Below are 25770 nucleotides of genomic sequence, written 5' to 3' on the forward strand. Positions count from 1 at the left end.
CTGGGCCACCGCGATGCGCAAGAAGGGCTGGGAAATCCCCGCCCAGCTCGCCCACATCGAGTCCTCCGGCAGCACCCGCCAGGAAGCCAGCTCACTGCTCGCCGCACATTCCTAAGCCGTAGTTTGGTATCACTGAGGGCCGGCACCGGACATTCTCCGGCGTCCGGCCCTCAGGCATAAATCACGTAGAATTGAGGAACTATGGCGAACTCCCCTGATTCCAGTAACAGCACTCCGGCGGCCTCTGACGCCCCGAAGCGTGGCCTCTTCTCGCGCAAGCCAAAAGAAGCAAAGGTCAAGAAGCCCAGCCGGCTCAAGCAGATCGGCGAAGTCTTTAACATGACCCGCCGCCATGATCCCATGGTCCCGTGGCTGATGCTGCTGGTGTTCCTGGGTGTTGTGGCTGTCAGCTTCCTGGTGGGTTTTTGGCTGGAGAACTGGATCACCGGCCTACTCGTCGGTATTCCCTTGGGCCTCCTTGGCGCTACGCTGATCCTTTCGCGTCGTGCCGAACGTGCCGCGTTCGCCCAGATCGAGAACCAGCCCGGAGCCTCAGGCGCGGCACTTGGCACGCTTAAGCGCGGCTGGATCACCGAGGACCAGCCGGTCGCCGTAAACCCGCGCACGCAGGACGCCGTGTTCCGCGCCGTCGGCCGTCCCGGCGTCGTCCTCGTCAGCGAAGGCCCCACCATCCGCGTCAAGCCAATGCTCGACGCCGAGCGTAAGCGCCTTGCGCGCATCCTCCCGAACGTCACGGTCCACATGATCGAAAGCGGTCGCGGCGAGGGCCAGGTTCCCATCAGCCAGGTAGCCAAGAAAATGGGCAAGCTGAAGAATGAACTGACCAAGCTTGAGGTGAATGCGGTATCCAAGCGCATTTCCTCGCTGGGCAACCGCCTCCCGATTCCCAAGGGAATCGACCCCTACAAAGCGCGCCCCAACCGCGGACGCTAAGACCCTTGAACCGCCCTGGTTCCGGCTTGCCGGAACCAGGGCGGTTTTGTCTGCAGGAACGCCGCCGAACAGGCGGGCACATTGATTGGAAGCAGCAACATGACCATTCCCGTTAGAACCCCTGTTATCCGGGCCTTCCGCGTCCTGGCGGTTGCCGAAGCCTTCAGCTGGGCTGCCCTGCTGGCTGGCATGTACTTCAAGTGGATCGCCAAGACCACCGAACTGGGTGTCGAGATCGCCGGCCCTATCCATGGCGCGCTGTTTGTGGGCTACGGCATCGCCGCCCTCGCCCTGTGGCGGCTCCAGCGGTGGCCCTTCGTGGTGGCCCTGTTCGCGGGACTGTCGGCGGTGTTCCCGTTCGCCACCATCGCGTTCGAACGCTGGGCCGGAAAGCGCGGCTACCTGACGCCGCGCACGGCCGTTCCTGCCGGGACAAAGGAAACAGCGGGAGTCTGACGGCGCACTGCCCTGTATTCGGAGCTGTCAGGTGTTCGGAGCTGTCAGGTGTTCGGGGGCGTCAGGTGCCGGCGAACCGGCACGGCCGGGTTCCTGATTACTGCTAGCGCCGCACGAGGATGGTATTCATCGCCTTGTCGTGCAGTCCCCGCTGGTCCGGATCGAAAATTACGGCGGGAATCACCAGGCACAGCAGCACTGACCTCACCACGGCAGCCAGCGGACCCGCGGGCCCGCCTCCCAGTCGCAGCACCTGGATCCCGGCCACGCGGTGGCCGACGCTGTAACCGAGGGTGCCCACAAGCAGCATCTGTTCCGCGGCGAAAATCGCCAACGTGGCCCAGGAGTCACCGCCGAAGGCAAAATTGCTGATCAGCAGGGCAATCCCCCAGTCAAGGACGATGGCGAGGATGCGCCTGCCCGCCCTGGCAATGGAGCCGGAACCGGATTCGGGCAATCCCAGGCGCTCCCCCGGGTACTTTGAGATGCCGGACGTGTCCGGTCCGCTGAGCCAGGAGCCAATGTCATTGCGATCTACCACCGTCCAAGCTTACCGACTCACCGCCGACCACAGAGTGGAAACCGTTGGACCACACTACGGACACCGGATAGCGTTACCTGGTCAGGACAATTCTGTAACCTGAACAGGGCATTCCGTAACCTGCCCGAAACAATGTGGACACTGACGGGAAATGACGTGTCCATAGGCTGATAGCAGTTTCAAGCAATACCTCCCAAGCAGGGAAACTTGGTTTCCCTGCCCTTCGGATTGCGCTGGATCAGTTGGCTTGCCAGCCAGATATTACATATGCGTAAGGAGCATAGATGTTCAAGACTGCGGACGAAGTCCTCAAGTTCATCAAGGACGAAGATATTAAATTCGTCGATATCCGCTTCACCGATCTCCCGGGTGTGCAGCAGCACTTTAACGTGCCGGCAAAGAGCGTCGACGCGGACTTCTTCGTCAACGGCCAGCTCTTCGATGGCTCCTCCATCCGCGGATTCCAGGGCATCGCCGAATCCGACATGCAGCTGATCCCGGACGTCACCACCGCATTCCTGGACACCTTCCGCATGGAGAAGACCCTTGCGCTGAACTTCTCCATCGTGAACCCCCGCACCGGAGACCCTTACCACCGCGACCCCCGCGGCGTGGCCGAAAAGGCTGAGGCCTACCTCGCCTCCACGGGCATCGCCGACACCGCGTTCTTCGCTCCGGAAGCCGAATTCTTCGTCTTCGACAACGTCCAGTACCAGTCCTCCCCCGAGGGCAGCTTCTACAAGATCGACTCCGAAGAAGCACACTGGAACACCGGCCGCGAAGAAGACGGCGGAAACCTCGGCTACAAGACCCCCATCAAGGGCGGCTACTTCCCGGTTTCCCCCACCGACAAGCAGGCTGACCTCCGCGACGCCATGTGCATCGCCCTGGATGAGGCCGGCCTCGAGGTCGAGCGCAGCCACCACGAGGTAGGCTCCGCCGGCCAGGCTGAAATCAACTACAAGTTCACTACCCTGACCCATGCCGCAGATGACCTGCAGAAGTTCAAGTACGTCGTCAAGAACACGGCCGACGCCTGGGGCAAGTCCGTGACCTTCATGCCGAAGCCGGTCTTTGGCGACAACGGTTCGGGCATGCACTGCCACCAGTCGCTGTGGACCAACGGCGAGCCGCTGTTCTACGACGAAAAGGGCTACGCCGGCCTGTCCGACATGGCCCGCTGGTACATCGGCGGCCTGCTGAAGCACTCCTCGTCCGTCCTCGCCTTCACCAACCCGACGGTGAACTCCTACCGCCGCCTGGTCAAGGGCTTCGAAGCTCCGGTCAACATGGTGTACTCGCAGGGCAACCGCTCCGCCGGTATCCGTATCCCCATCACGGGTTCCAACCCCAAGGCCAAGCGCATCGAGTTCCGCGCTCCGGACCCCTCGTCCAACCCGTACCTGGCCTTCGCTGCCCAGCTGATGGCCGGCATTGACGGCATCCGCAACCGCATCGAACCGCCGGCTCCGATCGACAAGGACCTCTACGAGCTGCCCGCCGAGGAAGCCAAGGACATCCCGAAGGCTCCGGGCTCGCTGGAAGAGGCACTGGAGGCCCTGCGCGAGGACAACGAGTTCCTGCAGGCCGGTGGCGTGTTCACCCAGGACCTGATCGACACCTGGATCGAGTACAAGTACGAGTACGAGATCCGCCCGCTGTCCCTGCGCCCGAACCCGTACGAGTTCGAGCTCTACTACGGCGTCTAGCCAGATCCGCGGCTGAACCCGTTCAGTCCGCCAAAAAGTCCGCCCGGGCTGCCAGCGTCAATGCTGGAGGCCGGGCGGACTTTTTTGTCCCTAAGGTGGGGGCTGACTCCAGACGTGCTGAGACCAGAAGCCAGCCCCCTGACATGTGCTCCCCGAGACGAAGACTTTTCAAGCCTTCCCCCCAACAAGGTTTGAAGAACACCGCCAATCCACATGATCGATCAATGTGGAGCCGGAGGCAATGCCCGGCCGCCGTGTCTGGACGAATTATCCTGTGAAGCTCCGGTACATGATCCGTTGCGGTCCGGAACTGCCGCCCAGGTACTGCCCCTGGTCCACAAAGCCGGCGGTCCTGTACGCGGACAACCCGGCCGGATTGGCTTCGTTGACGGAAAGCACGACGCCGGCCTCGTGGGTTCCGCGCCTGGCGGTCAGTTTCGCAGCCGCCTCCACCGCGGACGTTGCCGCCAGCGGCCCGAGGCCTTGCCCCTGGTGGCGCCTGTCGATCAGGAAACCGCGCAACAGCCAGGCCGAATCCTCGTCCGGCCAGCCGGCCAGGCGCGCGGCACCGGCCTGGAGGGTCAGCACTCCCACAGCGTAGCCCGCGGCCTCCACGACATAAGGGAACCGCGAATCCTCCTCCAGTCCCGCCAGGACCATGCGGAGCGGGTCACCAACGAAGCCGCTTTGCCCTGGGCCCAGCTCAATGTTTGCTACCTCTCCCAGCTGGATGGCAAGCGCATCCGCACTGAGGTCATCCAGGGCAATGAGCCAGACGGAATCAACCCGGGTTTTCAGGTCGGCTGTCCGTCGGATCCGGCGGGAGCCCCGCCCTCGGCCGATGGGCCGGCAGGGTCCATCCACATGACTTCCCACAGGTGGCCGTCCGGGTCCTGGAAACTGTGGTTGTACATAAAGCCGTAGTCCTGGACCTCCTGGGACGGGGTGCCGCCGGCGGCCAGCGCCTTGCGTACCGTTGCGTCCACGGCTTCCTTGCTGTCCACCGAAAACGCCGTGATGGCCTCGGTGGAACTGGTGGCATCGGCCACGGCCCGGGAGGTGAACGTCTTGAAGAATCCCTCCACGAGGAGCATCACAAACGCGTTGTCGTTGATGATCATGCAGGTCGCGTTTTCATCGGTGTAGTCCGGGTTAAAGGAGAAGCCAAGGGCGGTGAAGAAATCGACGGACCGCTTCAGATCCTTCACGGGCAGGTTCAGGTAGATTTGCGTAGCCATGGCCCCCAACCTAGCACCGCACCGCGGCAGCTGTCTGCTGCCTTCCGGGAGAACCCCAGGCAGCCGCTAATGACCGTAGAAGGCTTTCTCGAACACCGCCCGGGCCCGCCGGCTCAGGCGGAGGTAGTCCTCTTCCATGGCGGCCGCGTTGCCAGGTTCGTAGCCGCACCAGCGGGCCACCGCCTCAAGGTCCCCGCGGGCGGACGGCAGCGTGTCCGAGGCCCTGCCGCTCCAGATGACGTTGGCGGACCGGATCCGGCTGGCGAGCCGCCACGCGTCGGCCAGCAGCTTCGCGTCAGGCCCGGTGAGCAGGTCCAGTGAAGCCGCCGCTTCCAGGGCCTCCACCGTGGACGTGGTCTGCAGTTCCGGGTGCTTGGCCGCGTGCTGGAGCTGAAGGAGCTGCACCAGCCACTCGACGTCGCTCAGTCCTCCGCGGCCAAGCTTCACGTGGCGTGCCGGATCCGCCCCGCGCGGCAACCGCTCCGCTTCCACCCGCGCTTTGACCCTGCGAACCTCCCGGACGTCCTGCTCCGAAATCGACTCCGGGTACCTGATGGGGTCGATGAGGGCCAGAAAGTCCTTGGCCAGGGCATCGTCGCCCGCCATGGGCCGGGCCCGCAGCAGCGCCTGCGCTTCCCAGATCAATGACCACCGGCGGTAATATTCGGCGAACGAATCGAGCGAGCGGACCATGGCCCCGTTCTTGCCTTCGGGCCGAAGATCCGCGTCCATCTGCAGCACCCGCTCGGCCATGATGGCCGGCTTGAGCGGCTGCGTGAGCAGGCTGGAGACCTTGGCGACAATCCGGGCCGCCTGATCCTGCGCTTCCTCGTCCGTATAGCCCGGCAACGCGCGGTGCACGTACATGACGTCGGCGTCGGAGCCGTAGCCGATCTCGCGGCCGCCCTGGCGGCCCATGGCCACCACCAATATGGCGGTCTTGAGCGGTCCCGCAGCAGAGACGATGCCTTCGGCCACGCGCAGCGCGCCCAGCACCGCGGCCCGGTCGGTGTCAGCCAGCGCCGCGCCCACCTGGTCCTGGTTGAGAAGCCCGGCAGAATCGGCGATCGCGATCCGGAGGATCTCCCGGCGCCTAATGAGCCTGATCAGCCTGATGGCGTTTTCCGGGTCCGAGTGGCGCGACATTTTGGACGTGATCTCCTGCCACTGGGCTTCGAAGCCCAGCGGCACGAGGTCTTTGTTGGTGCCCAGCCACGCCACCGACTCCGGCGAAACCTCCAAAAGATCCGCAATCAGGCGTGAGTTCGAGAGCACGTTGCATAGCCGTTCAGCCGCCGCTGTGGAATCCCGGAGCATGCCCAGATACCAGTGGGTGGTGCCAAGGGCCTCACTGACGCGCCGGAACGCGAGCAGCCCGGCGTCGGGATCAACACCTTCGGCGAGCCAGTCCAGCAGGATAGGCAGCAGCTGGCGTTGCAGGGCTGCCCGCCGGCTGACACCGGCGGTGAGTGCCTCGATATGCCGCATGGCGCCCCGCGGGTCACGATAGCCCAGCGCGGCGAGGCGGCCCTGGGCGGCCTCCGGCGTCAGCCTGGCGTCCTCGCTGCTGAGTTTGGCAGCGGTGTTAAGCAGCGGACGGTAGAAAATACGTTCGTGCAGTTCGCGGACAGAGCGTTTGGTCTTCTGCCAGGTGGCCAGCATCGAAGCCGGCGGCGGCCTGTCATTGGAGAAGGGGCTAAGCACTGCCTTTGCGAGGGCGCGCTGTGCCGCTTCGCTGACGGGCATCAGGTGTGTCCGCCGGAGCTGGAACAGCTGGATGCGATGTTCCAGGAGGCGAAGGTACCGGTACGCGTGATCGAAAGCGGCGGCGTCGGACCTGCCGATGTAGCCTCCGGCCGAGAGTGCCGCTATTGCTGCGGTGGTATCCCTGCGCCGAATGGTTTCGTCGGATTTTCCGTGCACCAACTGGAGCAGCTGCACGGTGAACTCGACGTCCCGGAGGCCGCCGCGGCCGAGTTTGATCTGCCGCTGTTCCTCCGCCGCCGGGATATGCTCGGTAACCCTTCGGCGCATCGCCTGCATGGACTCCACGAATCCTTCGCGGCCGGCGGAGCTCCAGATCAATGGGGCCACGGCTTTTTCGTAGCGTTCCCCCAGGTCCTTGTCACCGGCGATGGTCCGCGCCTTCAGGAGCGCCTGGAATTCCCAACTCTCCGCCCAGCGGGCGTAGTAGCTTTCGTGTGAGGCCAAAGTTCGGACCAGTGGGCCGGACTTGCCCTCCGGCCGCAGGTTGGCGTCCACTTCCCAGAGGCCGGGTTCACGAGCCACGGAGGAGATCGCCCGGGAAATACCGGTGGCCAAGGCTGTGCCGATGGTGCTGGCACGGGCGTCGTCCAGGTCGCCGGCGTCGATCACGTAGATGACGTCGACGTCGGAAATATAGTTCAGTTCCCGCGCTCCGCATTTGCCCATCCCGATGACGGCCAGGCCAACGGCGGCCACTTCCCCGGCGCTGAACTGCTCAGCAGCCTCGGCACGGGAAACTGCCAGCGCAGCCTCGATCGCGGCCCCTGCCAGGTCAGCGAGTTCAGCTCCGACGGCGGGCATAAAGTCCAGCGGGTCAGCAGCGCACATGTCCTTGACCGCCAGGTCCACCACCCCGCGGCGGTAGGCCGACCGCAGCGCGGCATAAGCGTCGGCTCCGGTCATTCCCGCCACGGGCCGTGCTGACCCGGGTTCCGCGCGGACGGATTTCAGGAGGACAGAGCGGAGGTGTTCCGGGTCTGCCTGAAGTGGCTCGGGGCTGGCCGTTAGGTCGAAGGCGTCCAGGTGTTCAGGGTGCCGGATGAGGAATTCCCCCAGCGCTTCGGAGGCCCCGAGCACCCGGTAGAGCGGCTCGCTGACCTCCGGATCGGCCGCGGCCAGCTCCCGGAGACCGGGGTGCTTTTCGATCAGCCGCACCAGTGACTGCAGTGCGGTGTCGGGGTTGGCGGCCATGTGCAGGCCGGCGAAAATCCTGTCCGGGTCCAGGCCGTCCAGTTCCGGGGCAGCAAGGAAGCGCTCACCCTTCTCCAGGTCACTGAAGCCGGCTGAGATGAGGCGGCGTGCGAGGCTCACCGCCGCCTAGAGAATGCCGAGGTTGCGCTGCAGTTCGTAGGGCGTCACCTGGAGCCGGTAGTCCTGCCATTCGGCACGCTTGTTGCGCAGGAAGTGCTCGAAGACCTGCTCGCCGAGGATCTGCGGCATCAGTTCGGAGTCCTCCATGGACCGGATGGCATCGTGAAGGCTGGCGGGCAGGGGGTCGTGGCCCATGGCACGGCGCTCGGCGGAGCTCAGTGACCAGACGTCGTCCTCTGCTGCGGCGGGCAGGTCGTAGCCTTCTTCGATCCCCTTCAGCCCGGCCCCCAGCAGGACGGCATAGGCAAGGTAGGGGTTCGCTGCCGAATCAATGCCGCGGTATTCGATGCGGGCCGACTGGCCCTTGCCGGGCTTGTACAGCGGGACCCGGACCAGGGCCGAACGGTTGTTGTGGCCCCAGCTGAGGTAGCTGGGCGCTTCGCCGCCACCCCAGAGCCTCTTGTAGGAGTTTACGAACTGGTTGGTCACAGCCGTGAACTCGGGAGCGTGCTTCAGGATGCCTGCGATGAACTGGCGGGCCGTCTTGGAAAGCTGGAATTCGGCGCCCGCCTCGTAAAAAGCGTTGGTGTCGCCCTCGAACAGCGAGAAGTGCGTGTGCATCCCGGAGCCTGGGTGGTCGGTGAAAGGCTTGGGCATAAACGTGGCGTAGGTTCCCTGCTGGAGGGCCACTTCCTTGATCACCGTGCGGAACGTCATGATGTTGTCCGCGGTCTGCAGGGCGTCCGCGTAGCGCAGGTCGATCTCGTTCTGGCCGGGACCGGCTTCATGGTGGCTGAACTCAACCGAAATGCCAACGGATTCCAGCATGGTCACGGCCGTGCGGCGGAAATCCTGCGCCACGCCGCCGGGAACGTGGTCGAAGTAGCCGCCCTCGTCAACGGGTACCGGAGCACCGTCGGGCCCGGGCTGCTGGGACTTGAGGAGGTAGAACTCGATCTCCGGGTGCGTGTAGCACGTAAAGCCCATGTCCGCGGCCTTGGCCAGCGTGCGCTTGAGGACATTGCGGGGATCCGCGGCCGACGGTTCGCCGTCCGGAGTCAGGATGTCGCAGAACATCCGCGAGGTCTGTTCGGTCTCGCCACGCCACGGCAGGATCTGGAACGTGGACGGATCCGGCTGTGCCAGCATGTCCGATTCGAACACGCGTGCCAGGCCTTCGATGGCTGAACCGTCGAAACCGAGCCCTTCCTCAAACGCACCTTCAACCTCGGCCGGGGCAAGTGCCACCGATTTGAGTGAACCTACAACGTCGGTGAACCACAAACGTACGAACCGTACGTCGCGCTCCTCGATTGTGCGCAGGACAAACTCTTGCTGGCGGTCCATGATGGCCTCTTCTCCGGTCAATCGTTCATGCCCCGGGTCCGCGGAAGCGGCAGCCGGCAGCAGTTCACCATCACTTTACTAAGCAATCGGCTCCAATGCGGGCGACGGCGCCGCACGTAACACAGCGTTTACACAGCAACCATTGACGGCCGAGCCCACAGGTGGCAAAAATGCCGTTGGCGGGCACGTTAATATGACGCGAATCACGGTCCGCCGGCCCGTCTGCGGTGGCTAGGACTGCTGCTGCCGCATTACGCTCTTGCCATGGCCTCAACCAATAGCTCTGAGTCAAGCGCGTCCGCTGAAGTACACGCACCGTACGGAAACGGACCTGCACCGGTGCAGCCGCCGTCGTCGGAAGTGAACGCGAAGCCCGCACCCAGGGTGCGTATCCACCACCTGCAGCAGGCCAAGCGGGACGGCAAACGCTTCGCCATGCTGACCGCCTACGAGCAGTACAGCGCGGAGATCTTCGACCAGGCTGGCATCGAGGTCCTCCTGGTAGGCGACTCGGCGTCCAACAACGTATTCGGCAACGAGACCAGCCTCCCGGTCACGGTGGATGAACTCCTGCCCCTCTGCCGCGCCGTGGCGCGATCCGCCAAGCGGGCCCTGGTGGTGGCAGACCTGCCGTTCGGCAGTTATGAAGTCTCGGCGCAGCAGGGTGTGGAAACAGGTGTCCGGTTCCTCAAGGAGGGGCTGGCCCATGCCGTCAAGATCGAGGGCGGAAAATACTACGCGGAAACCGTCCGGGCCATGGTCCAGGCCGGCGTCCCGGTGATGGCCCATATCGGCTTCACCCCCCAGAGTGAACACGCGCTGGGCGGATACCGGGTCCAGGGCCGCGGGGATGACGCCCAGCGATTGATTGACGACGCCGTGGCGCTGGTGGAGGCGGGGGCGTTCGCCGTCCTGATGGAAATGGTTCCGGCGGACACTGCGGCCGCCGTTGACGCTGCGGTCAGCGTGCCGACGGTGGGGATCGGCGCCGGCAACGCCACCACGGGGCAGGTGCTGGTGTGGCAGGACATGGCCGGGTTCCGCGGCGGCAAGATGGCGAAGTTCGTCAAACAATATGCCGACCTGCGCACTACCCTCAGTGACGCGGCGAAGGCGTACGGCGACGAGGTCCGTTCAGGCCAGTTCCCCGGCCCGGAACACTCCTTCTAGGCGTTGGCAGGCCACGGGGCCGGGCCAGGCAGCGACTCAGTCCTCGTCGCCCTTTTCCCACGCCTCGTTGCGGGCCCGGACTTTTTCGAGGGCGTGTTCGGCCTCTTCCCGCGTTTTGTAGGGGCCGATCAGCTGGCTCCAGTCTGAGAGTGCGTCCTCTTCCACCTCGTGGGTGTTCACGTTGTACCAGTACTCAGTCATCGGTCCTCCTCGTTCCAGCTGGCGGGGGCCCTGCCGTGATCCACGTAACTTAACCGTGGATGCGGACGGCTTGGGGCTTCCAGTTACTTGGCCTAATGCGGTGCCTTATATGATCAATCTATGCCTTCCCTAGCCTCGACTGCACCCACCGGCACCCTTACCCGCGGAACCGTCAGCCCGCAGCTCCCCGTTCCCGCGTCCATCCCGCGCCCGGAATACGTAGGCAAGCCCGGCCCGGCCAAGTTCACCGGCTCCGAGATCAAATCGGCCGAGACCGTTGAGAAAATCCGGATCGCCAGCCGGATCGCCGCACAGGCCATCGTTGAGGTGGGCAACCACATCAGGCCCGGCGTTACCACCGACCAGTTGGACAAGGTGGGTCACGAATTCCTGCTGGACCACAAGGCCTACCCGTCCACGCTTGGCTACCGCGGGTTCCCGAAGTCCCTGTGCTCGTCGCTGAATGAAGTGATCTGCCACGGCATCCCGGACAGCACCGTAGTTCAGGACGGCGACATCCTCAACATCGACATCACCGCTTTTATCAACGGAGTCCACGGCGACACGAACCACACCTTCCTGGTGGGCGACGTCGACGACGAGTCCCGCCTGCTGGTGGAGCGCACCCGGGAATCCCTCAACCGGGCCATCAAAGCCGTGGCACCCGGCCGGGAGATCAACGTGATCGGCCGGGCCATCCAGTCCTACGCCAAGCGTTTCGGCTACGGCGTGGTGCGGGACTTCACCGGCCACGGCGTGGGCGAAGCGTTCCATACGGGCCTCATCATCCCCCACTACGATGCAGCGCCGGCCTACAACACAGTCATCGAGGCCGGCATGGTGTTCACCATCGAACCCATGCTGACCCTCGGCACCATCGAGTGGGACATGTGGGAGGACGACTGGACAGTTGTCACCCGCGACCACAAGCGGACCGCCCAGTTTGAGCACACACTGCTGGTGACAGAATCCGGCGCCGAAATCCTCACGCTCCCCTGAAATTTTTTCCGGTCAGCCGCCCGGCCGACCTGCCGCCCTGCCACGAACGGAACAACATTGGCCAAGAAGGACGAGAAGTCGCACAAGAACGCCCCGCTGATCGGCATTGACATCGGCGGTACGGGAATCAAGGGCGGCATTGTCGACCTGAAAAAAGGCAAGCTGCTGGGTGAGCGGTTCCGCGTGCCTACGCCCCAGCCCGCCACCCCTGAGGCCGTAGCCAACGTCGTGGCGCAGGTGGTTGCCGAGCTTTCAGGCCGCCCGGAGGCTCCGGCCGCGGATTCGCCCGTGGGCGTCACCTTCCCCGGCATCATCCAGCATGGCGTGGTCCATTCGGCGGCCAATGTGGACAAGACCTGGCTCCACACCGACATTGATGCATTGCTGACCGCACGCCTTGGCCGCCCGGTGGAGGTCATTAACGACGCCGACGCCGCCGGGCTGGCGGAGGCCCGATTTGGTGCGGGTCAGGGGGTGGATGGCACTGTCCTGGTGATCACCCTGGGCACCGGAATCGGCTCAGCATTCATCTTCGATGGCCGCCTCGTCCCCAACGCAGAACTGGGGCACCTGGAGATCGACGGCTTTGACGCCGAGAGCAAAGCCTCAGCCGTGGCCCGCGAAAGGGACGGACTGAGCTGGGAGGAATACAGCGTGCTGCTGCAGCGCTACTTCTCGCACGTGGAATTCCTGTTCTCGCCCGAGCTGTTCATCGTGGGCGGTGGCATCTCCAAGCGCGCAGACGAATACCTGCCGCACCTCAAACTGCGCACCCGGATCGTGCCTGCCGAACTCAAGAATGAGGCCGGGATTGTCGGTGCCGCCGTCGAAATTGCCATTAAGCACAAGCTCACAAAATAGCCGGTAGCTGCCCGGCGCCGGGGGGGCAGCCGGTGCCGGTGGTGGCGGCGGCTTCCCCTCCGCGGCCACAACCGGAGCTTACAGGGGGCTCTTTTCGGAGCTCTTCGCGGGCGCCGCCGCGGGTTGCGTGCCTTCTTCCCCGGACTCGTGGCGGAGCAGGGCAATGGCGGTCTCGAAGTCCTCAAGTGATTCGAAGGCCTGGTACACACTGGCAAAACGCAGGTAGGCCACCTGGTCAAGCTTCTGCAGCGGACCAAGGATGATCAGGCCGACTTCATGGGCGTCGATCTCGGCCGCGCCCGAGGCACGGATTTGCTCCTCCACCTCCTGGGCAAGGAGCGCCAGGTCGTCTTCGCTGACCGGCCGTCCCTGGCATGCCTTGCGCACGCCGTTGATGACCTTGCTGCGACTGAAGGGTTCGCCCACTCCGGAGCGTTTGATCACTGAAAGGCTGGTGGTTTCCACGGTGGTGAACCTGCGTCCGCATTCCGGGCACTGCCGGCGGCGGCGGATGGCCGAGCCGTCATCTGCCATGCGGCTGTCCACAACGCGGGAGTCCGGATTGCGGCAAAATGGACAGTACATGGTGTCCCCTCCCTCGATGTCTTCCGGCGCCGACGTTTCCGGCCCCGGCGGACCTCTCCGTCTCTCAGTTTACGACTACATGTAGCGGAATAACAATCCTGTAATTACCACATGTAGTGGTGCCCGCAGCCTGCTGCGTCAGCAGGCCTCGCGGAAGCGCGCCGTTACCGCTTCACCATGCGCCGGCAGGTCCTCGGCACCGGACAGGCTCACAATGTGGCCGCTGACTTCCTGCAGCGCAGCCCGGCTGTAGTTGATGACCTGGATGGCACGCAGGAAAGTGGTGACATTCAGTCCGGAGGAAAACGCCGCGGTCCCGCTGGTGGGCAGGACGTGGTTGGAGCCGGCGCAGTAGTCGCCCAGGCTGACAGGACTGTAGTCCCCCACAAAGATCGCCCCCGCGTTCCGGATCCGGGCAGCTACCGCCGCCGCGTCAGCGGTCATGATTTCAAGGTGTTCAGCGGCGTAGGCATCGCAGGCGGCGATGCCCTGTTCCAGATCCTCCACCAGGACCACTCCCGACTGCGGTCCGGAGAGCGCCTCACAAACACGCGCGGAGTGCTTGGTGCCCGCCGCCTGCCGGTCCAGTTCGATGCGGACTGCCGCGGCAAGGTCCTCCGAGTCCGTGATGAGCACTGAAGCCGCCTGGGGGTCGTGCTCCGCTTGGCTGATCAGGTCTGCTGCCACGAGGTCAGCTTGCGCCGTTGAATCAGCCAGGATGGCGATTTCGGTGGTCCCCGCTTCGGAATCGATTCCCACCACACCCTTGACCAGGCGCTTCGCCGTCGCCACAAAAATGTTTCCCGGACCCGTGACTACATCGACGGGCTCCAGCGCCGGCCCGGCGTCATTTGCCTCCACGCCGTAGGCGAACGCAGCGATGGCCTGGGCCCCGCCGATGGCGTAGACCTCGTCGATGCCGAGCAGGGCCGCTGCCGCGAGGATGGTGGGGTGCGGGAGGCCGCCGAAGTCCTTCTGCGGCGGCGATGCCAGGGCGATGGACTGCACTCCCGCAGCCAGCGCCGGGACAACATTCATGATGACCGACGACGGATAGACGGCGAGACCGCCGGGGACGTACAAGCCGACCCGCGATACCGGCACCCAGTTCTGGCTCACCAGCGCACCGTCGCCGAGTTCGACGTCGAGATCCCGCGGCCGCTGCCCGTCCGCAAAGCGCCGGGCCCGGCTGATGGATTCTTCCAATGCGCTGCGTACCGCCGGATCCAGTTCCGCCAGCGCCCGGGCCAGCGAGGCCGCCGGGACGCGGGGGTGGACCTGCTGGACTCCGTCGAAACGGAGTGCCAGGTCGCTGAGCGCTGCGAAGCCGTCCTCGCGGACGGCTTTGATGATATCCAGCACTTTTTGTTCCGCATCCGCCATGGTGTGCTGCCGGGCGCGGGGAACAGCGGCGCGCAAACCGGCAAGTGTCAGACCCCTGCCCCGAAGGTCGACCGTCCGGAAGCTGACAGCGGCGGCAGGCGGGGTGGCAGGAAGTTCAGGAGATGTGGTCACCGGTCCATTTTACGCGCCGGGCGCGTTGCCTTCGGCTACCGGCGTGCCCGCACTCCCGGGCCCGCTCCTGAGCAGGTTTATCAGGCTCAGGACAAACACGGACGTGGCAGTCGCGGCCGGCCACAGGATCAGCACGGGCAGGGACCGGAGCGAGAACGCGACGCTGGCATTGACAGACGTATCTGCGGCGCCGCCCCACAGCTGGCCCGCAAGCACGCCTGTCAGCCACGCGATCAGGGCGCCGCCCAGTCCGCCGGCCAGGCCCAGGAGCAAGGCCGCCTGCGCATCACGGCCGCCTTTATCGGTCAGGAAGACGGCCACCAGGCACCCTGCGAACACACAAAGCCCAGCAAGGGTGAGGTCCCTGAGCAGCCATACCTCCGGATTGGTCCCGTCGGCCAGGGCGGGGTTGCGCGTGATCAGGTTCATCCCCCCTGGGGCGAGCAGCCACCACAGGAGGCCGACGGGAACGCCACCGGCGGCAGCAGCGGCAAACCATTTCCACGGCAGCCGGGCGGACCGGCGGCTGATGTGTTCTCTCATGCAACAAACCTTAACAAATATAGGGTGTGGCCGGCCCGATGACGTGGGCAGTCTGGACAGATGACGTGCCGGGTCAAGCGATTGCTCCCTGTCCGGCGGGGACGAATACCCTTAAGGAAGAGTCCACTTCAGCTGCTTTTCGGGGAGCAAATCTCAAGATGACAGACAAAACGCCGTTCGAGGGCACGTTCAAGGAAATGTTCCGGCGGCATGCTGCCGGGGTCGCCATCATCACCGTGAACTACCAGGGCGAGCCCTACGGCTTTACCGCCACGTCCGTGGCGTCACTTTCCGCACAGCCGCCGCGGTTCACTTTCAACATGGCCCGCAGTTCAAGTTCCTGGCCGGCCGTGGCCAATGCCACCCACCTCGGCGTCCACATGCTGGGCCTGGAGAACCAGGCCCTGGCGGACCGTTTCGCGCGTACCAAGGACAGGTTCGGCGGGGACCACTGGGAAGTTGGCCCGCACGAGGTCCCGATCCTCAAAGACGTCGCGGGCTGGCTGATCGGCAAGATCCAGATGCGGCTCTCCTTCGAGAACAATGCCGTGGTGGTGGTTGAAGTTGTGGACGGCGAAGTGGGCGACGACGGTTCGCCGCTCCTCTACCACGCCGGCGGCTATGGCCAGCCGGTCCCGCTGGACTACGAGATCTAACTTTCGGGACCTAGTTATCCAGGCAGGTTGGGCCCAGCAGCACCTTCAGGTCGCCGAACAGTGAAGGACTGGGGTTGACCCTGAGATGGACAGGCAGCCCCATGACTTCCGTCCGGGTGTCCCCCTGCAGGTGCAGCCGGACTTCCGAGTTTCCCCGGTGGTTCCGCAGGACATCGCCCAGTTCGGTGACAACAGCCTCGGTGGCCTTGTGGGTGGGCATCGAAATGAGCACGGGGCCGTTGGTTCCTTCACTGAGGTCCGGAACGGACAGTTCCATGCAGTTCAAAGCGATGGCACCGTCGTCCCGCCGCTGCAGGCGGCCCTTGACCACCACGATCAGGTCCTCGGCAAGGACCGATGCGATGGGGCCGTACACCTGGCCGAAGAACATCACCTCCATCGAACCGCCGAGGTCTTCGATTTCGGCACGGGCATAGGCGTTGCCACTCGCCTTGGCGATCCTGCGGCTGAGCGAGGTGATCATGCCGGAGATGGTGATGATGGCGCCGTCATGCGGCCCGTCTTCGCCGATGATCGAGGTGATGGACTGGTCCGCGTGCTGGCTGAGGAGTCCTTCCAGGCCCTGCAGCGGGTGGTCTGAAACATACAGGCCGAGCATGTCCCGCTCAAACGAGAGCTTGTCCTTCTTCTCCCACTCCGGCAGGTCGGGAATCTCGATGCTTAGCGACGCTTCGGATTCGGCCTCGTCGAAACCGGCGAAGAGGTCGAACTGGCCGATCGCTTCGTTTCGCTTGAGGGTGATGACGGAGTCGATGGCCTCTTCATGGATCATCGCCAGCGCGCGCCGGTGGTGGTTGAGGGAATCAAAGGCTCCGGCCTTGATCAGGGATTCAATGGTCCGCTTGTTGCAGACCACCGCGGGAACCTTCATGAGATAGTCCTTGAAGGACGTGTACGCGCCTTCCTTTTCGCGCGCGGCCACCATCGCTTCGACGGCGTTGACCCCTACGTTGCGGATGGCGCCCATGCCGAAGCGGATGTCGGTGCCCACAGGGGTGAAGTTGAGCGCAGATTCGTTCACATCCGGTGGCAGCACGGTGATTCCCATGCGCCGGCATTCGTTGAGGTAGATTGCCGATTTGTCCTTGTCGTCACCGACCGACGTCAGCAGGGCAGCCATGTACTCCGGCGCAAAGTGCGCCTTCAGGTAGGCGGTCCAATAGGAGATCACGCCATACGCAGCCGAGTGGGCCTTGTTGAAGGCGTAGTCGGAGAACGGCAGCAGGATGTCCCACAGGGTCTTGACGGCGGCCATGGAATAGCCGTTGTCCTGCATGCCCTGGGAGAAACCTGCGAACTGCTTGTCCAGCTCGGATTTCTTCTTTTTACCCATGGCGCGCCGCAGGATGTCTGCCTGCCCGAGGGAATAGCCGGCGAGCTTCTGGGCCACGGCCATCACCTGCTCCTGATAGACGATCAGGCCGTAGGTTCCGCCGAGGATTTCAGCAAGGGGTTCCTTGAGTTCGGGATGGATCGGAATGACTTCCTGGATCCCGTTTTTGCGCAACGCGTAGTCGGTGTGCGCGTTGGCGCCCATCGGACCGGGACGATAGAGCGCCAGCACGGCGGAGATGTCTTCGAAGTTGTCAGGCTTCATCAGCTTCAGCAGGGAGCGCATGGGTCCGCCATCAAGCTGGAACACGCCCAGGGTGTCGCCCCGGGCCAGCAGTTCATAGGACGCGACGTCGTCAAGGGCCAGACTGTCCAGGTCCAGGTCCAGGCCGCGGTTGAGCTTGATGTTCTCCAGGGCGTCGGAAATGATCGTCAGGTTCCGCAGGCCGAGGAAGTCCATCTTGATCAGGCCCAGGCCCTCACAGGTGGGGTAGTCGAACTGCGTGATCACCTGGCCGTCCTGGATACGACGCATGACCGGGATGACGTCGATGATGGGGTCCGAGGACATAATGACGCCTGCGGCGTGCACGCCCCACTGGCGCTTCAGCCCCTCAATGCCGAGAGCCGTCTCGAAGACCTTCGCGGCCTCCGGATCAGTCGCGATCAGCTGGCGGAAGTCACCGGCCTCGCTGTAACGCTTTGAGTCCTTGTTCTGGATGTCCGCGAGCGGAATGTCCTTGGCCATCACGGCCGGCGGGAGTGCCTTGGTCAGCTGCTCCCCCATGCTGAACGGGTAGCCCAGCACACGCGAGGAGTCCTTCAGCGCCTGCTTGGTTTTGATGGTGCCGTACGTGACAATCATGGCCACGCGCTCGTCGCCGTATTTCCGGGTCACATAGTCAATGACTTCAGACCGGCGACGGGCATCGAAGTCAACGTCGAAGTCAGGCATCGACACACGGTCCGGGTTGAGGAACCGTTCAAAGATCAGGCCGTGCAGGAGCGGATCAAGGTCCGTGATGCGCATGGCGTACGCCACCATGGAGCCGGCTCCGGAGCCACGGCCCGGACCGACGCGGATGCCGTTCTTCTTCGCCCAGTTGATGAAGTCGGCCACCACCAGGAAGTAACCCGGGAACCCCATGGAGGTGATGACTTCCAGCTCGTAGTCAGCCTGGGTGCGGACCTTGTCCGGAACACCGCCCGGGTACCGGTATTCCAGGCCGGTGGCAACTTCCTTGACCAGCCAGGATGTCTCGTCCTCGCCAGGCGGGCACGGGAACCGCGGCATGTAGTTAGCACCGGTGTTGAACGAGACATCGCAGCGCTCGGCGATCAGCAGGGTGTTGTCGCAAGCATCCGGGTGGTCCCTGAACAGCTCCCGCATCTCCTGCGGGGATTTGAGGTAGTAGCCGCTGCCGGAGAACGCGAAGCGGGAGCCGCCGTTGTCATACGATGGCTCCAGCAGCGTGGAACCCGACTGGATGGCAAGCAGGGCCTCATGCGCCTTGGCGTCGTGTTCGTGCGTGTAATGCAGGTCGTTGGTCGCCACCAGCGGCAGGTTCAGGTCCTTGGCCAGCCGCAGCAGGTCCCCCGTTACCCGGCGTTCAATGTCCAGGCCGTGGTCCATCAGTTCGCAGAAATAGTTCTCCGCACCGAAAATGTCACGAAATTCCGAGGCGGCTTCCATGGCCTCGCGGTACTGGCCCAGCCGCAGCCGGGTCTGGACCTCCCCCGAAGGGCAGCCAGTAGTGGCGATCAGGCCTTCGGAGTATGTGTTCAGGAGCTCACGGTCCAAACGTGGCCACTTGCCGAAGACTGCGTCCAGCGAGCCAATGGACGAGGCCCGGAAGAGGTTGCGCATGCCCACGTTGTTATAGCTCAGCAGCGTCATGTGGGTGTAGGAGCCACCGCCGGAGATGTCGTCCTTGCGCTGGTGTTCCTCGCCCCAGCGGACACGGCTTTTGTCCGTCCGTGCGGTGCCGGGGGTGACGTAGGCTTCGACGCCGATAATCGGCTTGATTCCCTGGTCCGTGGCGCGCTTCCAGAAATCGAAAGCCCCGAACAGGTACCCGTGGTCGGTGGTGGCCAGGGCCGGCATCCCGAGGCGTTCAGTCTCGTTGAAGAGCTCACCCAGGCGGGCTGCGCCATCCAACATGGAGTATTCGGTGTGGTTGTGGAGATGGACGAACGAGGCATTGCTGGAAGTCACCGCACCATTCTAAGCGCTGGCGGACCGCCAACGGCCCAGCGACCCAGCCGCTAGGCCTCGCCGGACTCCAGGACTTCGAGGGCAAAGGCCAGGTCCTGCGGGTATTCGCTGGTAACGGTCACGCGCTCCCCCGTTACCGGGTGGTCGAAGCCGAGCTGCCGGGCATGGAGCCATTGCCGGGTCAGGCCCAGGGTGGCGGCGAGCCGAGGATCCGCCCCGTAGGTAAGATCTCCGGCGCATGGGTGCCGCAGCGCTGAGAAGTGGACACGGATCTGGTGTGTACGCCCGGTCTCAAGGTGCACCTCCACCAGCGTGGCCTTGCCAAAAGCCTCCAGCACCTCATAGTGCGTGATCGACGGCCGGCCGTCTTCGATCACGGCAAAGCGCCAGTCGTGTCCGGGGTGGCGACCGATTGGTGCGTCGATAGTGCCCTCCAGCGGATCCGGGAGCCCCTGCACCACCGCGTGGTACACCTTCTCCACGGTGCGCTCCTTGAAGGCCCGCTTCAGGGCCGTATAGGCGCGCTCCGTTTTGGCCACCACCATCACCCCGGACGTGCCGACGTCGAGCCGGTGCACGATCCCCACCCGCTCGGGGGAACCCGACGTCGAGATCCGGAAGCCGGCTCCGGCGAGACCGCCGACCACGGTGGGCCCTACCCAGCCGGGCGACGGATGCGCGGCAACGCCCACCGGCTTGTCCACAACGACAAATTCGTCGTCGTCCAGCAGGATTTTCAGGCCTTCCACAACTTCCTCCACCACTTCGAGCGGGTCCCGTCGTTCAGGCACCGTCACTTCCAGGACATCGCCGGCAACCAACCGCGCGGACTTTCCGAGTTTCTTGCCGCGGCTGACCACGTTGCCTTCAGCAATGAGGGTCGCGGCCATTGACCGGGAAATCCCCATCAGCTTGGCGAGCCCTGCGTCCGCCCGCGTTCCGCCGAATTCGTCGGCGACCACCACACGCTCAGACACCGTCCGTGTCCTTCGGCTGTGCCGCCTCTTTCCGTGGCGCCGCGACGTGGCGTGAACCGTCAAGGGCGATCCCCTTAAGCGTGAGGATACAAATGATGGCCACCGCTGAGACCACCGCGGAGTCGGCGATGTTGAAGATCGCAAAATTGGGCAGCTGGATGAAGTCCACCACGTGCCCCATGCCGAACGAGGGCTCCCGGAAGAGCCTGTCAGTCAGGTTGCCCAGGGCCCCGCCCAGGAGCAGACCCAGTGCCAGCGACCACCAGGCCGAGCCCAGCTTGCGCACCTGGAACAGGATGGCGATGGAGACGCCGGCCATGATGATGGAGAACACCCACGTGACATTTTCCCCGATCGAAAATGCGGCGCCGGAATTGCGGATGAAGTACCAGTGCAGGAGCGGCGGAAGCACCGGGATGCGTTCACCCTCCACCATCGAGGATGTCACCCAGAGTTTTGTCAGCTGGTCCAGGACGTACGCGAAGACCGCAAAACCGGCGAAGAGCGAGAGCAGGAGTGCCCGCCGGGGGCGGGCCGATGAAGGAGAAGGGTTTGCGGCGTCAGCGGCGAGGTGGTCAGTCATGGTGCTTTCATTTTGTAAAACCGATGTTAAATCCCAAAAACCGGCGGCCGAGGAATCCTCAGCCACCGGTTCTCAGAATACGTGCTTGACGAACTAGTTCGCTTCAACCTCAGGTGCCGCCACGGAACCGCGGGCGTCAAGGTCGCGCAGCTGGCCTTCAATGTAGGCCTTCAGGCGTGAGCGGTAGTCGCGTTCGAAGCCGCGGAGTTGCTCTACCTTGCGTTCCAGGACGGAGCGCTGCTGCTCGAGGGCACCGAGGATCTTCCGGGACTTCTCCTGGGCATCGTTGACCAGGCTGCTGGCCTCGATCTGGGCCTCTGCGATGATCTTGTCCTTCTGGGACTGACCGTCGGCGACGTGACGGTCGTGCATCTGCTGTGCCATGGCGAGCAGGCCGGCAGCGGACTCGGCTGAAACCGTGCTTCCGTTGGCTGCGGTGGGCGCAGCAGCCGGGACGGCTGCAACAGATGCTGCCGGCTCGGCTTCCTTCTTCTTGGCGGCGTCGGGAGCTTTCGCCTCGACCTCGGCCTTAGCCGGGGTCTCAACCTTGTCAGCCTTGACGGGTGCGGGAACCTTCTCGACCACCGGGGCGGACGCAGCGGAGCTGGCCGGCACACCGGAACCTGATTCTGCAAGCTTCTTGCGGAGCTCGTCGTTCTCCTGGTTCAGGCGCCTGAGTTCCACAACGATCTCGTCCAGGAAGTCATCAACTTCATCCTGGTCGTAGCCTTCGCGGAACTTGGTCGGCTGAAAGCGCTTGTTGACAACGTCTTCTGGCGTCAAAGCCATCTGGTCACCTCATTGGTCTAGTTAGTCAGTAGGCCTTCCGGCCGTCAAAACTACGGTACCTAAATATTGTCTGGTTCCTCTAATTCAACACTGGGTGTCAAACCGGAGATTTCTTCGCGGTTCAGAGCGAGTTCCAATTCCAGGAACTTCGCCTGCGCCGCTAGGTCTTGTCGAAGATTACGCGAAACCCCTGGTGACCGCCATCGCGATGCTGACGGCGATGAACAGGACCAGAAACCCGAGGTCCAAAGTCACCCCGCCGAGCCTCAACGGCGGGATCAGCCTCCGGAGCCCCTTGAGGGGCGGATCGGTGATCGAGTACACCGTGTGGGCCACCACGAGGGCAACACCACGCGGACGCCATTCCCTGGCAAACATCTGAACCCAGTCAAAGACCAGCCGGATGATCAGCGCCACGAAAAACAGCAAAAGGGCGATATAGACAAGTCCGAAAACAATTCCCATGACTTAACTCATATCTCCATGTCCATTCCGGATACCGCGGTGCCCTGCCAATGTTTCTTGTCTATTTCAGCACAGATGCCAGACAGGTGTACCTGTCTGGCATCCGGAATAAGCTCAGGGCTAACTTTGATTGAAGAAGCTGGCCTGGGTCTCGCTGACCTTCTTGTCATCGCCAATGACCTCAATGTACGACGGTGACAGCAGGAAAACCTTGTTGGTGACGCGTTCGATGCTGCCCCTGAGACCAAAAACCAGGCCGGCCGAGAAGTCAACGAGACGCTTGGCGTCCGCTTCACCCATGTCGGTGACGTTCATGATGACGGGGATGCCGTCCCGGAAACTCTCACCGATGAGCTTGGCGTCGTTGTAGGACCGCGGGTGGATCGTGGTGATCTGCCGAAGCCCGGACGGTTCTTCGCGGCTTGAGGCCGCACGCTTGATGGGGGTCACTGGTGCGCGGTATTCCTCTTCGGGGGCGTGTGATGACTCGCGGCTGACGTCGCGGACGGGTGCCGGTGCACGGCGTTCCTCGCGGTCAACTTCCATCGAATCGTCCTCGTCCTTACGTGTGGTGGTGTGCTCGGACTCGTAGTGTTCATCGCCATCGGCGAGCCCAAGATAGATCATTGTCTTGCGCAGAGCGCCGGCCATGGTCGACTCCTAATCGTGTCCGTAGGCGGGCCGCCCAATGACTTGACAGCCTTGAATCCCCCGCCATTCACTTCCTATGGGTTCGACGCTACCCCACGTCAGGACGCGATCCGAGAATATCGGAACCGATTCGCAGGTGTGTCGCACCGAAACGGATGGCCGCTTCCAGGTCCTGGCTCATGCCCGCCGAGATGGCGGTTGCGCCGGGATGCTCGGCTACCAAGGCCGCCGAGATGGCTGCCAGCTTTTCAAACGCCGCCTCAGGACTGGTGCCCAACGGGGCGACAGCCATAACGCCCGCCAGTTCCAGTCCTGCCGCAGCCGCCAGCCGCTCGGCCAGGAGTGGTACCTCCGCCGCGGCCACGCCGCCGCGATGCGCGCCGGCGTCGTCGTCGAGGCTGACCTGGATGAAGCAGTCCAGGGCTCCCCGGCCCGTCCGCTCCTGTTCCGCGGCGATGGCACGCTCGAGGCCATCAACCAGGGCCAGCCGGTCCACGGAATGGAGCGCATGGGCATACTTCACCACGGATTTCGCTTTTTTGCTCTGCAGCTGCCCGACGAAGTGCCAGTTGAGTCCGAGGCCTGCCAGTTCGGCCGCCTTCGAGGAGGCCTCCTGATCCCGGTTCTCTCCGACGTCGCGGACGCCGAGGGCAGCCAGGCGCCTGATGTCGGCTGCCGGATGGAACTTGGTGACCACAATCAGCGTGGGCACTTCCCCCGCCCGGCCTGCATCGTGGACGGCCGCATCAATACGACGCTGCACGGCGGCGAGGCGCTCCGCCAGATCAGCCGTCCGTTCGGCGTTGTCCTCCACAGTGCCCTCATTCATGCGACCACACCAGTCCCGCGAAGCGCCCGGTGGTGTTGGACCTGCGGTAAGAGAAAAGCACTTCGTTTTCAAGCGTGCACGGACCCGCATATTCGATGACGACGCCGGCAGCTTCAAGTTGGCTCTTCGCCCCTGCCGGGAGATCCAGTGCGGGCGTGCCCCAGGACGTGGCAGCCCACGTCGCCGGGACCTGCGCTGCCACCTGGGCGCGCAGGTCGGCGGGCACTTCATAGCAACGTCCGCAGATTGACGGCCCGAGCCAGGCGCGGATGCCGGTGGCCCCGGCTGAGCGCATCCGCTCCACCGCCGCCGGGAGAATTCCGTTTTCTATCCCCGGGCGGCCTGCGTGCACGGCGGCGAGGACCCGACCGTCCGGTCCCTGCCCTACGAGCACCGCCGGGATGCAGTCGGCCACCATGACCGCCAGCGGCAGTCCTCGCGACACCATGGCATCGGCGGTCGGCGCAGGAGTGGCCGGCTCCATCATTTCAACGGCAGTGCCGTGGACCTGCTCCATGAACCGGAGGGAACCACGGGCCATGCCGGCCGCGTCCTCCAACGCCTCGCGGCGCTGGAGAACGTCAACGGCGTTGTCCCCGACGTGCAGGGCGAGATTGCCGGCCTGGGTGTCTGTAAACGCCACACTCACGCCAGCAAACACTTCGGCCCGCCAATAGAACAACCCTGGCCCTACTTCAGGAAGTCGGGGACATCCAGGTCATCGGCACGGTTCCCCGAGAGGTCCGGCTCCACAACTGAGGGCAGGTCGACGTCGAAACCTGAGTCGGCGGGGACCGCCGACGGGCGCTGCTGGCCCCAGTTGCTGAGGCCAGACGCACCGACGCCTGCGTGAACGGGCTGGAGGCTGTGCTGGTGGCTGCCACCGGAAGTGGGTGCCTGGGCCGGCGCGGGTGCCGCGGCGGGCCGCTGCGGGGCAACCTGCGGCTGCGACTGGTCCATGGAGGGCGAGGTGGCCTTGACGTCGTCGAAACCGGCGGCGATGACTGTGACACGGGCCTCGTCACCGAGGGCATCGTCAATCACGGCACCGAAGATGATGTTGGCTTCGGGGTGGGCCACTTCCTGGACCAGGCGGGCAGCTTCATTGATTTCGAAGAGGCCGAGATCTGAACCGCCCTGGATGGAGAGCAGGACACCATGGGCGCCGTCAATGGAGGCTTCCAGCAGCGGTGACGCAATGGCGAGCTCAGCAGCCTTCACCGCACGGTCTTCACCGCGGGCGGAGCCGATACCCATCAGCGCCGAGCCCGCGCCCTGCATCACGGACTTGACGTCCGCGAAGTCGAGGTTGATGAGGCCGGGGGTGGTGATGAGGTCCGTGATGCCCTGGACACCGGACAGCAGGACCTGGTCGGCGGAACGGAAAGCGTCCAGGACGGAGACGTTGCGGTCGCTGATGGACAAAAGCCTGTCGTTCGGGATCACGATCAGGGTGTCCACTTCGTCGCGGAGGGCGTCGATGCCCGCCTCCGCAGAACCAGCACGACGGCGGCCCTCGAACGTGAACGGGCGGGTCACCACACCGATTGTCAGGGCTCCGAGGGACCGGGCGATTCGGGCCACGACGGGCGCGCCGCCGGTACCGGTGCCGCCGCCTTCGCCGGCGGTGACAAAGACCATGTCCGCGCCGCGGATGACCTCTTCGATTTCCTCGGCGTGGTCCTCGGCCGCCTGCCTGCCGACCTCAGGGTTCGCACCGGCTCCCAGGCCGCGAGTCAGCTCACGCCCGATGTCGAGCTTGACGTCTGCATCGCTCATCAACAATGCCTGCGCATCGGTGTTGACCGCGATGAACTCGACGCCGCGAAGACCGACCTCGATCATGCGGTTGACTGCGTTCACGCCACCGCCGCCGATGCCGACGACCTTGATGACGGCCAAGTAATTCTGCGGAGCTGCCACGTTACGTGTCCCTTGTTCGTGTCCTATTGCGAAAACTGTGGAGTCGGGCTTGAAGCTTCGAACCTTAACCTTCGAGTTGAAGGTTATAGTTATGTCAAGTAACTCATGTCTGGAACGCTATTTCCTATGGTT

Annotated in this window: 25 protein-coding genes and 1 pseudogene; 8 read left to right on the plus strand and 18 right to left on the minus strand. The window is 64.1% G+C overall.

Annotated elements, in window-relative coordinates:
- From ASG77_RS21685 to ASG77_RS05430, 3 genes and pseudogenes are all read left to right on the plus strand, one after another.
- Positions 1–115: pseudogene (locus tag ASG77_RS21685) on the plus strand (lipoyl synthase); the annotation flags it as partial.
- An 86-nt stretch (positions 116–201) separates the two neighbouring features.
- Positions 202–954 (plus strand): DUF4191 domain-containing protein, encoded by a 753-nt coding sequence (locus ASG77_RS05425; protein ID WP_056342167.1) that lies wholly within the window; start codon positions 202–204, stop codon positions 952–954.
- 99 nt (positions 955–1053) lie between these two features.
- Positions 1054–1410, plus strand: coding sequence for a DUF3817 domain-containing protein (locus tag ASG77_RS05430; RefSeq protein WP_056342170.1), 357 nt, complete (start codon positions 1054–1056; stop codon positions 1408–1410).
- 103 nt (positions 1411–1513) lie between these two features.
- Here ASG77_RS05430 and ASG77_RS05435 read toward each other — a convergent pair whose 3' ends face one another.
- Complete coding sequence (locus ASG77_RS05435) at positions 1514–1951, minus strand: RDD family protein (RefSeq protein WP_056342173.1); 438 nt, start codon at positions 1949–1951, stop codon at positions 1514–1516.
- A 284-nt stretch (positions 1952–2235) separates the two neighbouring features.
- Here ASG77_RS05435 and glnA (ASG77_RS05440) point away from each other — a divergent pair, with 284 nt between their 5' ends.
- The gene (gene glnA, locus ASG77_RS05440) at positions 2236–3660 is read left to right on the plus strand and encodes a type I glutamate--ammonia ligase (protein WP_056342177.1); all 1425 of its coding nucleotides are present in this window, start codon (positions 2236–2238) and stop codon (positions 3658–3660) included.
- Between the two features lie 267 nt (positions 3661–3927).
- On the opposite strand, the gene ASG77_RS05445 is transcribed toward glnA (ASG77_RS05440), so the two are convergent.
- From ASG77_RS05445 to glnA (ASG77_RS05460), 4 genes are all read right to left on the minus strand, one after another.
- Complete coding sequence (locus ASG77_RS05445; protein ID WP_056342410.1) at positions 3928–4476, minus strand: GNAT family N-acetyltransferase; 549 nt, start codon at positions 4474–4476, stop codon at positions 3928–3930.
- On the minus strand, positions 4455–4898 hold the full coding sequence (locus tag ASG77_RS05450) for a VOC family protein (RefSeq protein ID WP_056342413.1): 444 nt from the start codon (positions 4896–4898) through the stop codon (positions 4455–4457). The genes ASG77_RS05445 and ASG77_RS05450 overlap by 22 nt, the downstream gene beginning before the upstream one ends.
- Before the next feature lie 66 nt (positions 4899–4964).
- The gene (locus tag ASG77_RS05455) at positions 4965–7976 is read right to left on the minus strand and encodes a bifunctional [glutamine synthetase] adenylyltransferase/[glutamine synthetase]-adenylyl-L-tyrosine phosphorylase (protein ID WP_056342181.1); all 3012 of its coding nucleotides are present in this window, start codon (positions 7974–7976) and stop codon (positions 4965–4967) included.
- A 6-nt stretch (positions 7977–7982) separates the two neighbouring features.
- Positions 7983–9323: a type I glutamate--ammonia ligase gene (glnA, locus tag ASG77_RS05460; protein ID WP_056342417.1), complete on the minus strand. Its 1341-nt coding sequence runs from the start codon at positions 9321–9323 to the stop codon at positions 7983–7985.
- 264 nt (positions 9324–9587) lie between these two features.
- On the opposite strand from glnA (ASG77_RS05460), the gene panB reads away from it, so the two are divergent.
- Entirely contained in the window at positions 9588–10493 is a 906-nt protein-coding gene (gene panB, locus ASG77_RS05465; RefSeq protein ID WP_056342184.1) for a 3-methyl-2-oxobutanoate hydroxymethyltransferase, read from the plus strand.
- Between the two features lie 36 nt (positions 10494–10529).
- Here the strand turns inward: panB and ASG77_RS21690 are convergent, their stop codons facing one another.
- Positions 10530–10694, minus strand: a complete 165-nt coding sequence (locus ASG77_RS21690) for an SPOR domain-containing protein (protein WP_111906938.1) — start codon at positions 10692–10694, stop codon at positions 10530–10532.
- A gap of 120 nt (positions 10695–10814) precedes the next feature.
- On the opposite strand from ASG77_RS21690, the gene map reads away from it, so the two are divergent.
- Together map and ppgK are read left to right on the plus strand one after the other, a co-directional pair.
- Positions 10815–11693, plus strand: coding sequence for a type I methionyl aminopeptidase (gene map / locus ASG77_RS05470; RefSeq protein ID WP_056342187.1), 879 nt, complete (start codon positions 10815–10817; stop codon positions 11691–11693).
- Positions 11694–11750: 57 nt separating this feature from the next.
- On the plus strand, positions 11751–12554 hold the full coding sequence (gene ppgK / locus ASG77_RS05475; protein WP_056342190.1) for a polyphosphate--glucose phosphotransferase: 804 nt from the start codon (positions 11751–11753) through the stop codon (positions 12552–12554).
- Positions 12555–12632: 78 nt separating this feature from the next.
- On the opposite strand, the gene nrdR is transcribed toward ppgK, so the two are convergent.
- From nrdR to ASG77_RS05490, 3 genes are all read right to left on the minus strand, one after another.
- Positions 12633–13139: a transcriptional regulator NrdR gene (gene nrdR, locus ASG77_RS05480; protein ID WP_082575857.1), complete on the minus strand. Its 507-nt coding sequence runs from the start codon at positions 13137–13139 to the stop codon at positions 12633–12635.
- 138 nt (positions 13140–13277) lie between these two features.
- Positions 13278–14654, minus strand: a complete 1377-nt coding sequence (gene hisD, locus ASG77_RS05485; RefSeq protein WP_056342195.1) for a histidinol dehydrogenase — start codon at positions 14652–14654, stop codon at positions 13278–13280.
- A 9-nt stretch (positions 14655–14663) separates the two neighbouring features.
- Positions 14664–15197 carry a hypothetical protein gene (locus ASG77_RS05490; RefSeq protein ID WP_056342198.1) on the minus strand — a complete coding sequence of 178 codons (534 nt, stop codon included), beginning with the start codon at positions 15195–15197 and terminating at the stop codon, positions 14664–14666.
- A 158-nt stretch (positions 15198–15355) separates the two neighbouring features.
- On the opposite strand from ASG77_RS05490, the gene ASG77_RS05495 reads away from it, so the two are divergent.
- Entirely contained in the window at positions 15356–15853 is a 498-nt protein-coding gene (locus ASG77_RS05495) for a flavin reductase family protein (protein WP_056342199.1), read from the plus strand.
- Between the two features lie 10 nt (positions 15854–15863).
- On the opposite strand, the gene dnaE is transcribed toward ASG77_RS05495, so the two are convergent.
- The 9 genes from dnaE to ftsZ all read right to left on the minus strand — a co-directional run bounded on the left by dnaE (position 15864) and on the right by ftsZ (position 25638).
- The gene (dnaE, locus tag ASG77_RS05500; RefSeq protein ID WP_056342202.1) at positions 15864–19421 is read right to left on the minus strand and encodes a DNA polymerase III subunit alpha; all 3558 of its coding nucleotides are present in this window, start codon (positions 19419–19421) and stop codon (positions 15864–15866) included.
- A 50-nt stretch (positions 19422–19471) separates the two neighbouring features.
- Positions 19472–20398, minus strand: a complete 927-nt coding sequence (locus ASG77_RS05505; RefSeq protein WP_056342205.1) for an RluA family pseudouridine synthase — start codon at positions 20396–20398, stop codon at positions 19472–19474.
- Positions 20391–20981: a signal peptidase II gene (lspA, locus tag ASG77_RS05510; RefSeq protein ID WP_056342209.1), complete on the minus strand. Its 591-nt coding sequence runs from the start codon at positions 20979–20981 to the stop codon at positions 20391–20393. Before lspA ends, ASG77_RS05505 begins: the two co-directional genes overlap by 8 nt.
- Before the next feature lie 93 nt (positions 20982–21074).
- The gene (locus ASG77_RS05515; RefSeq protein WP_056342212.1) at positions 21075–21770 is read right to left on the minus strand and encodes a DivIVA domain-containing protein; all 696 of its coding nucleotides are present in this window, start codon (positions 21768–21770) and stop codon (positions 21075–21077) included.
- Positions 21771–21947: 177 nt separating this feature from the next.
- On the minus strand, positions 21948–22235 hold the full coding sequence (locus ASG77_RS05520; protein ID WP_056342216.1) for a YggT family protein: 288 nt from the start codon (positions 22233–22235) through the stop codon (positions 21948–21950).
- Positions 22236–22355: 120 nt separating this feature from the next.
- A complete protein-coding gene (locus tag ASG77_RS05525; RefSeq protein ID WP_056342219.1) occupies positions 22356–22886 on the minus strand; it encodes a cell division protein SepF in 531 nt (176 codons plus the stop codon).
- Between the two features lie 88 nt (positions 22887–22974).
- The gene (locus tag ASG77_RS05530; protein ID WP_056342222.1) at positions 22975–23715 is read right to left on the minus strand and encodes a YggS family pyridoxal phosphate-dependent enzyme; all 741 of its coding nucleotides are present in this window, start codon (positions 23713–23715) and stop codon (positions 22975–22977) included.
- Positions 23708–24397 carry a polyphenol oxidase family protein gene (locus ASG77_RS05535; protein WP_056342225.1) on the minus strand — a complete coding sequence of 230 codons (690 nt, stop codon included), beginning with the start codon at positions 24395–24397 and terminating at the stop codon, positions 23708–23710. Before ASG77_RS05535 ends, ASG77_RS05530 begins: the two co-directional genes overlap by 8 nt.
- Positions 24398–24405: 8 nt before the next feature.
- Complete coding sequence (gene ftsZ / locus ASG77_RS05540; RefSeq protein WP_056342228.1) at positions 24406–25638, minus strand: cell division protein FtsZ; 1233 nt, start codon at positions 25636–25638, stop codon at positions 24406–24408.
- Positions 25639–25770 lie beyond the last annotated feature (132 nt).

The organism is Arthrobacter sp. Soil762, from assembly GCF_001428335.1.
Lineage (GTDB): Bacteria > Actinomycetota > Actinomycetes > Actinomycetales > Micrococcaceae > Arthrobacter.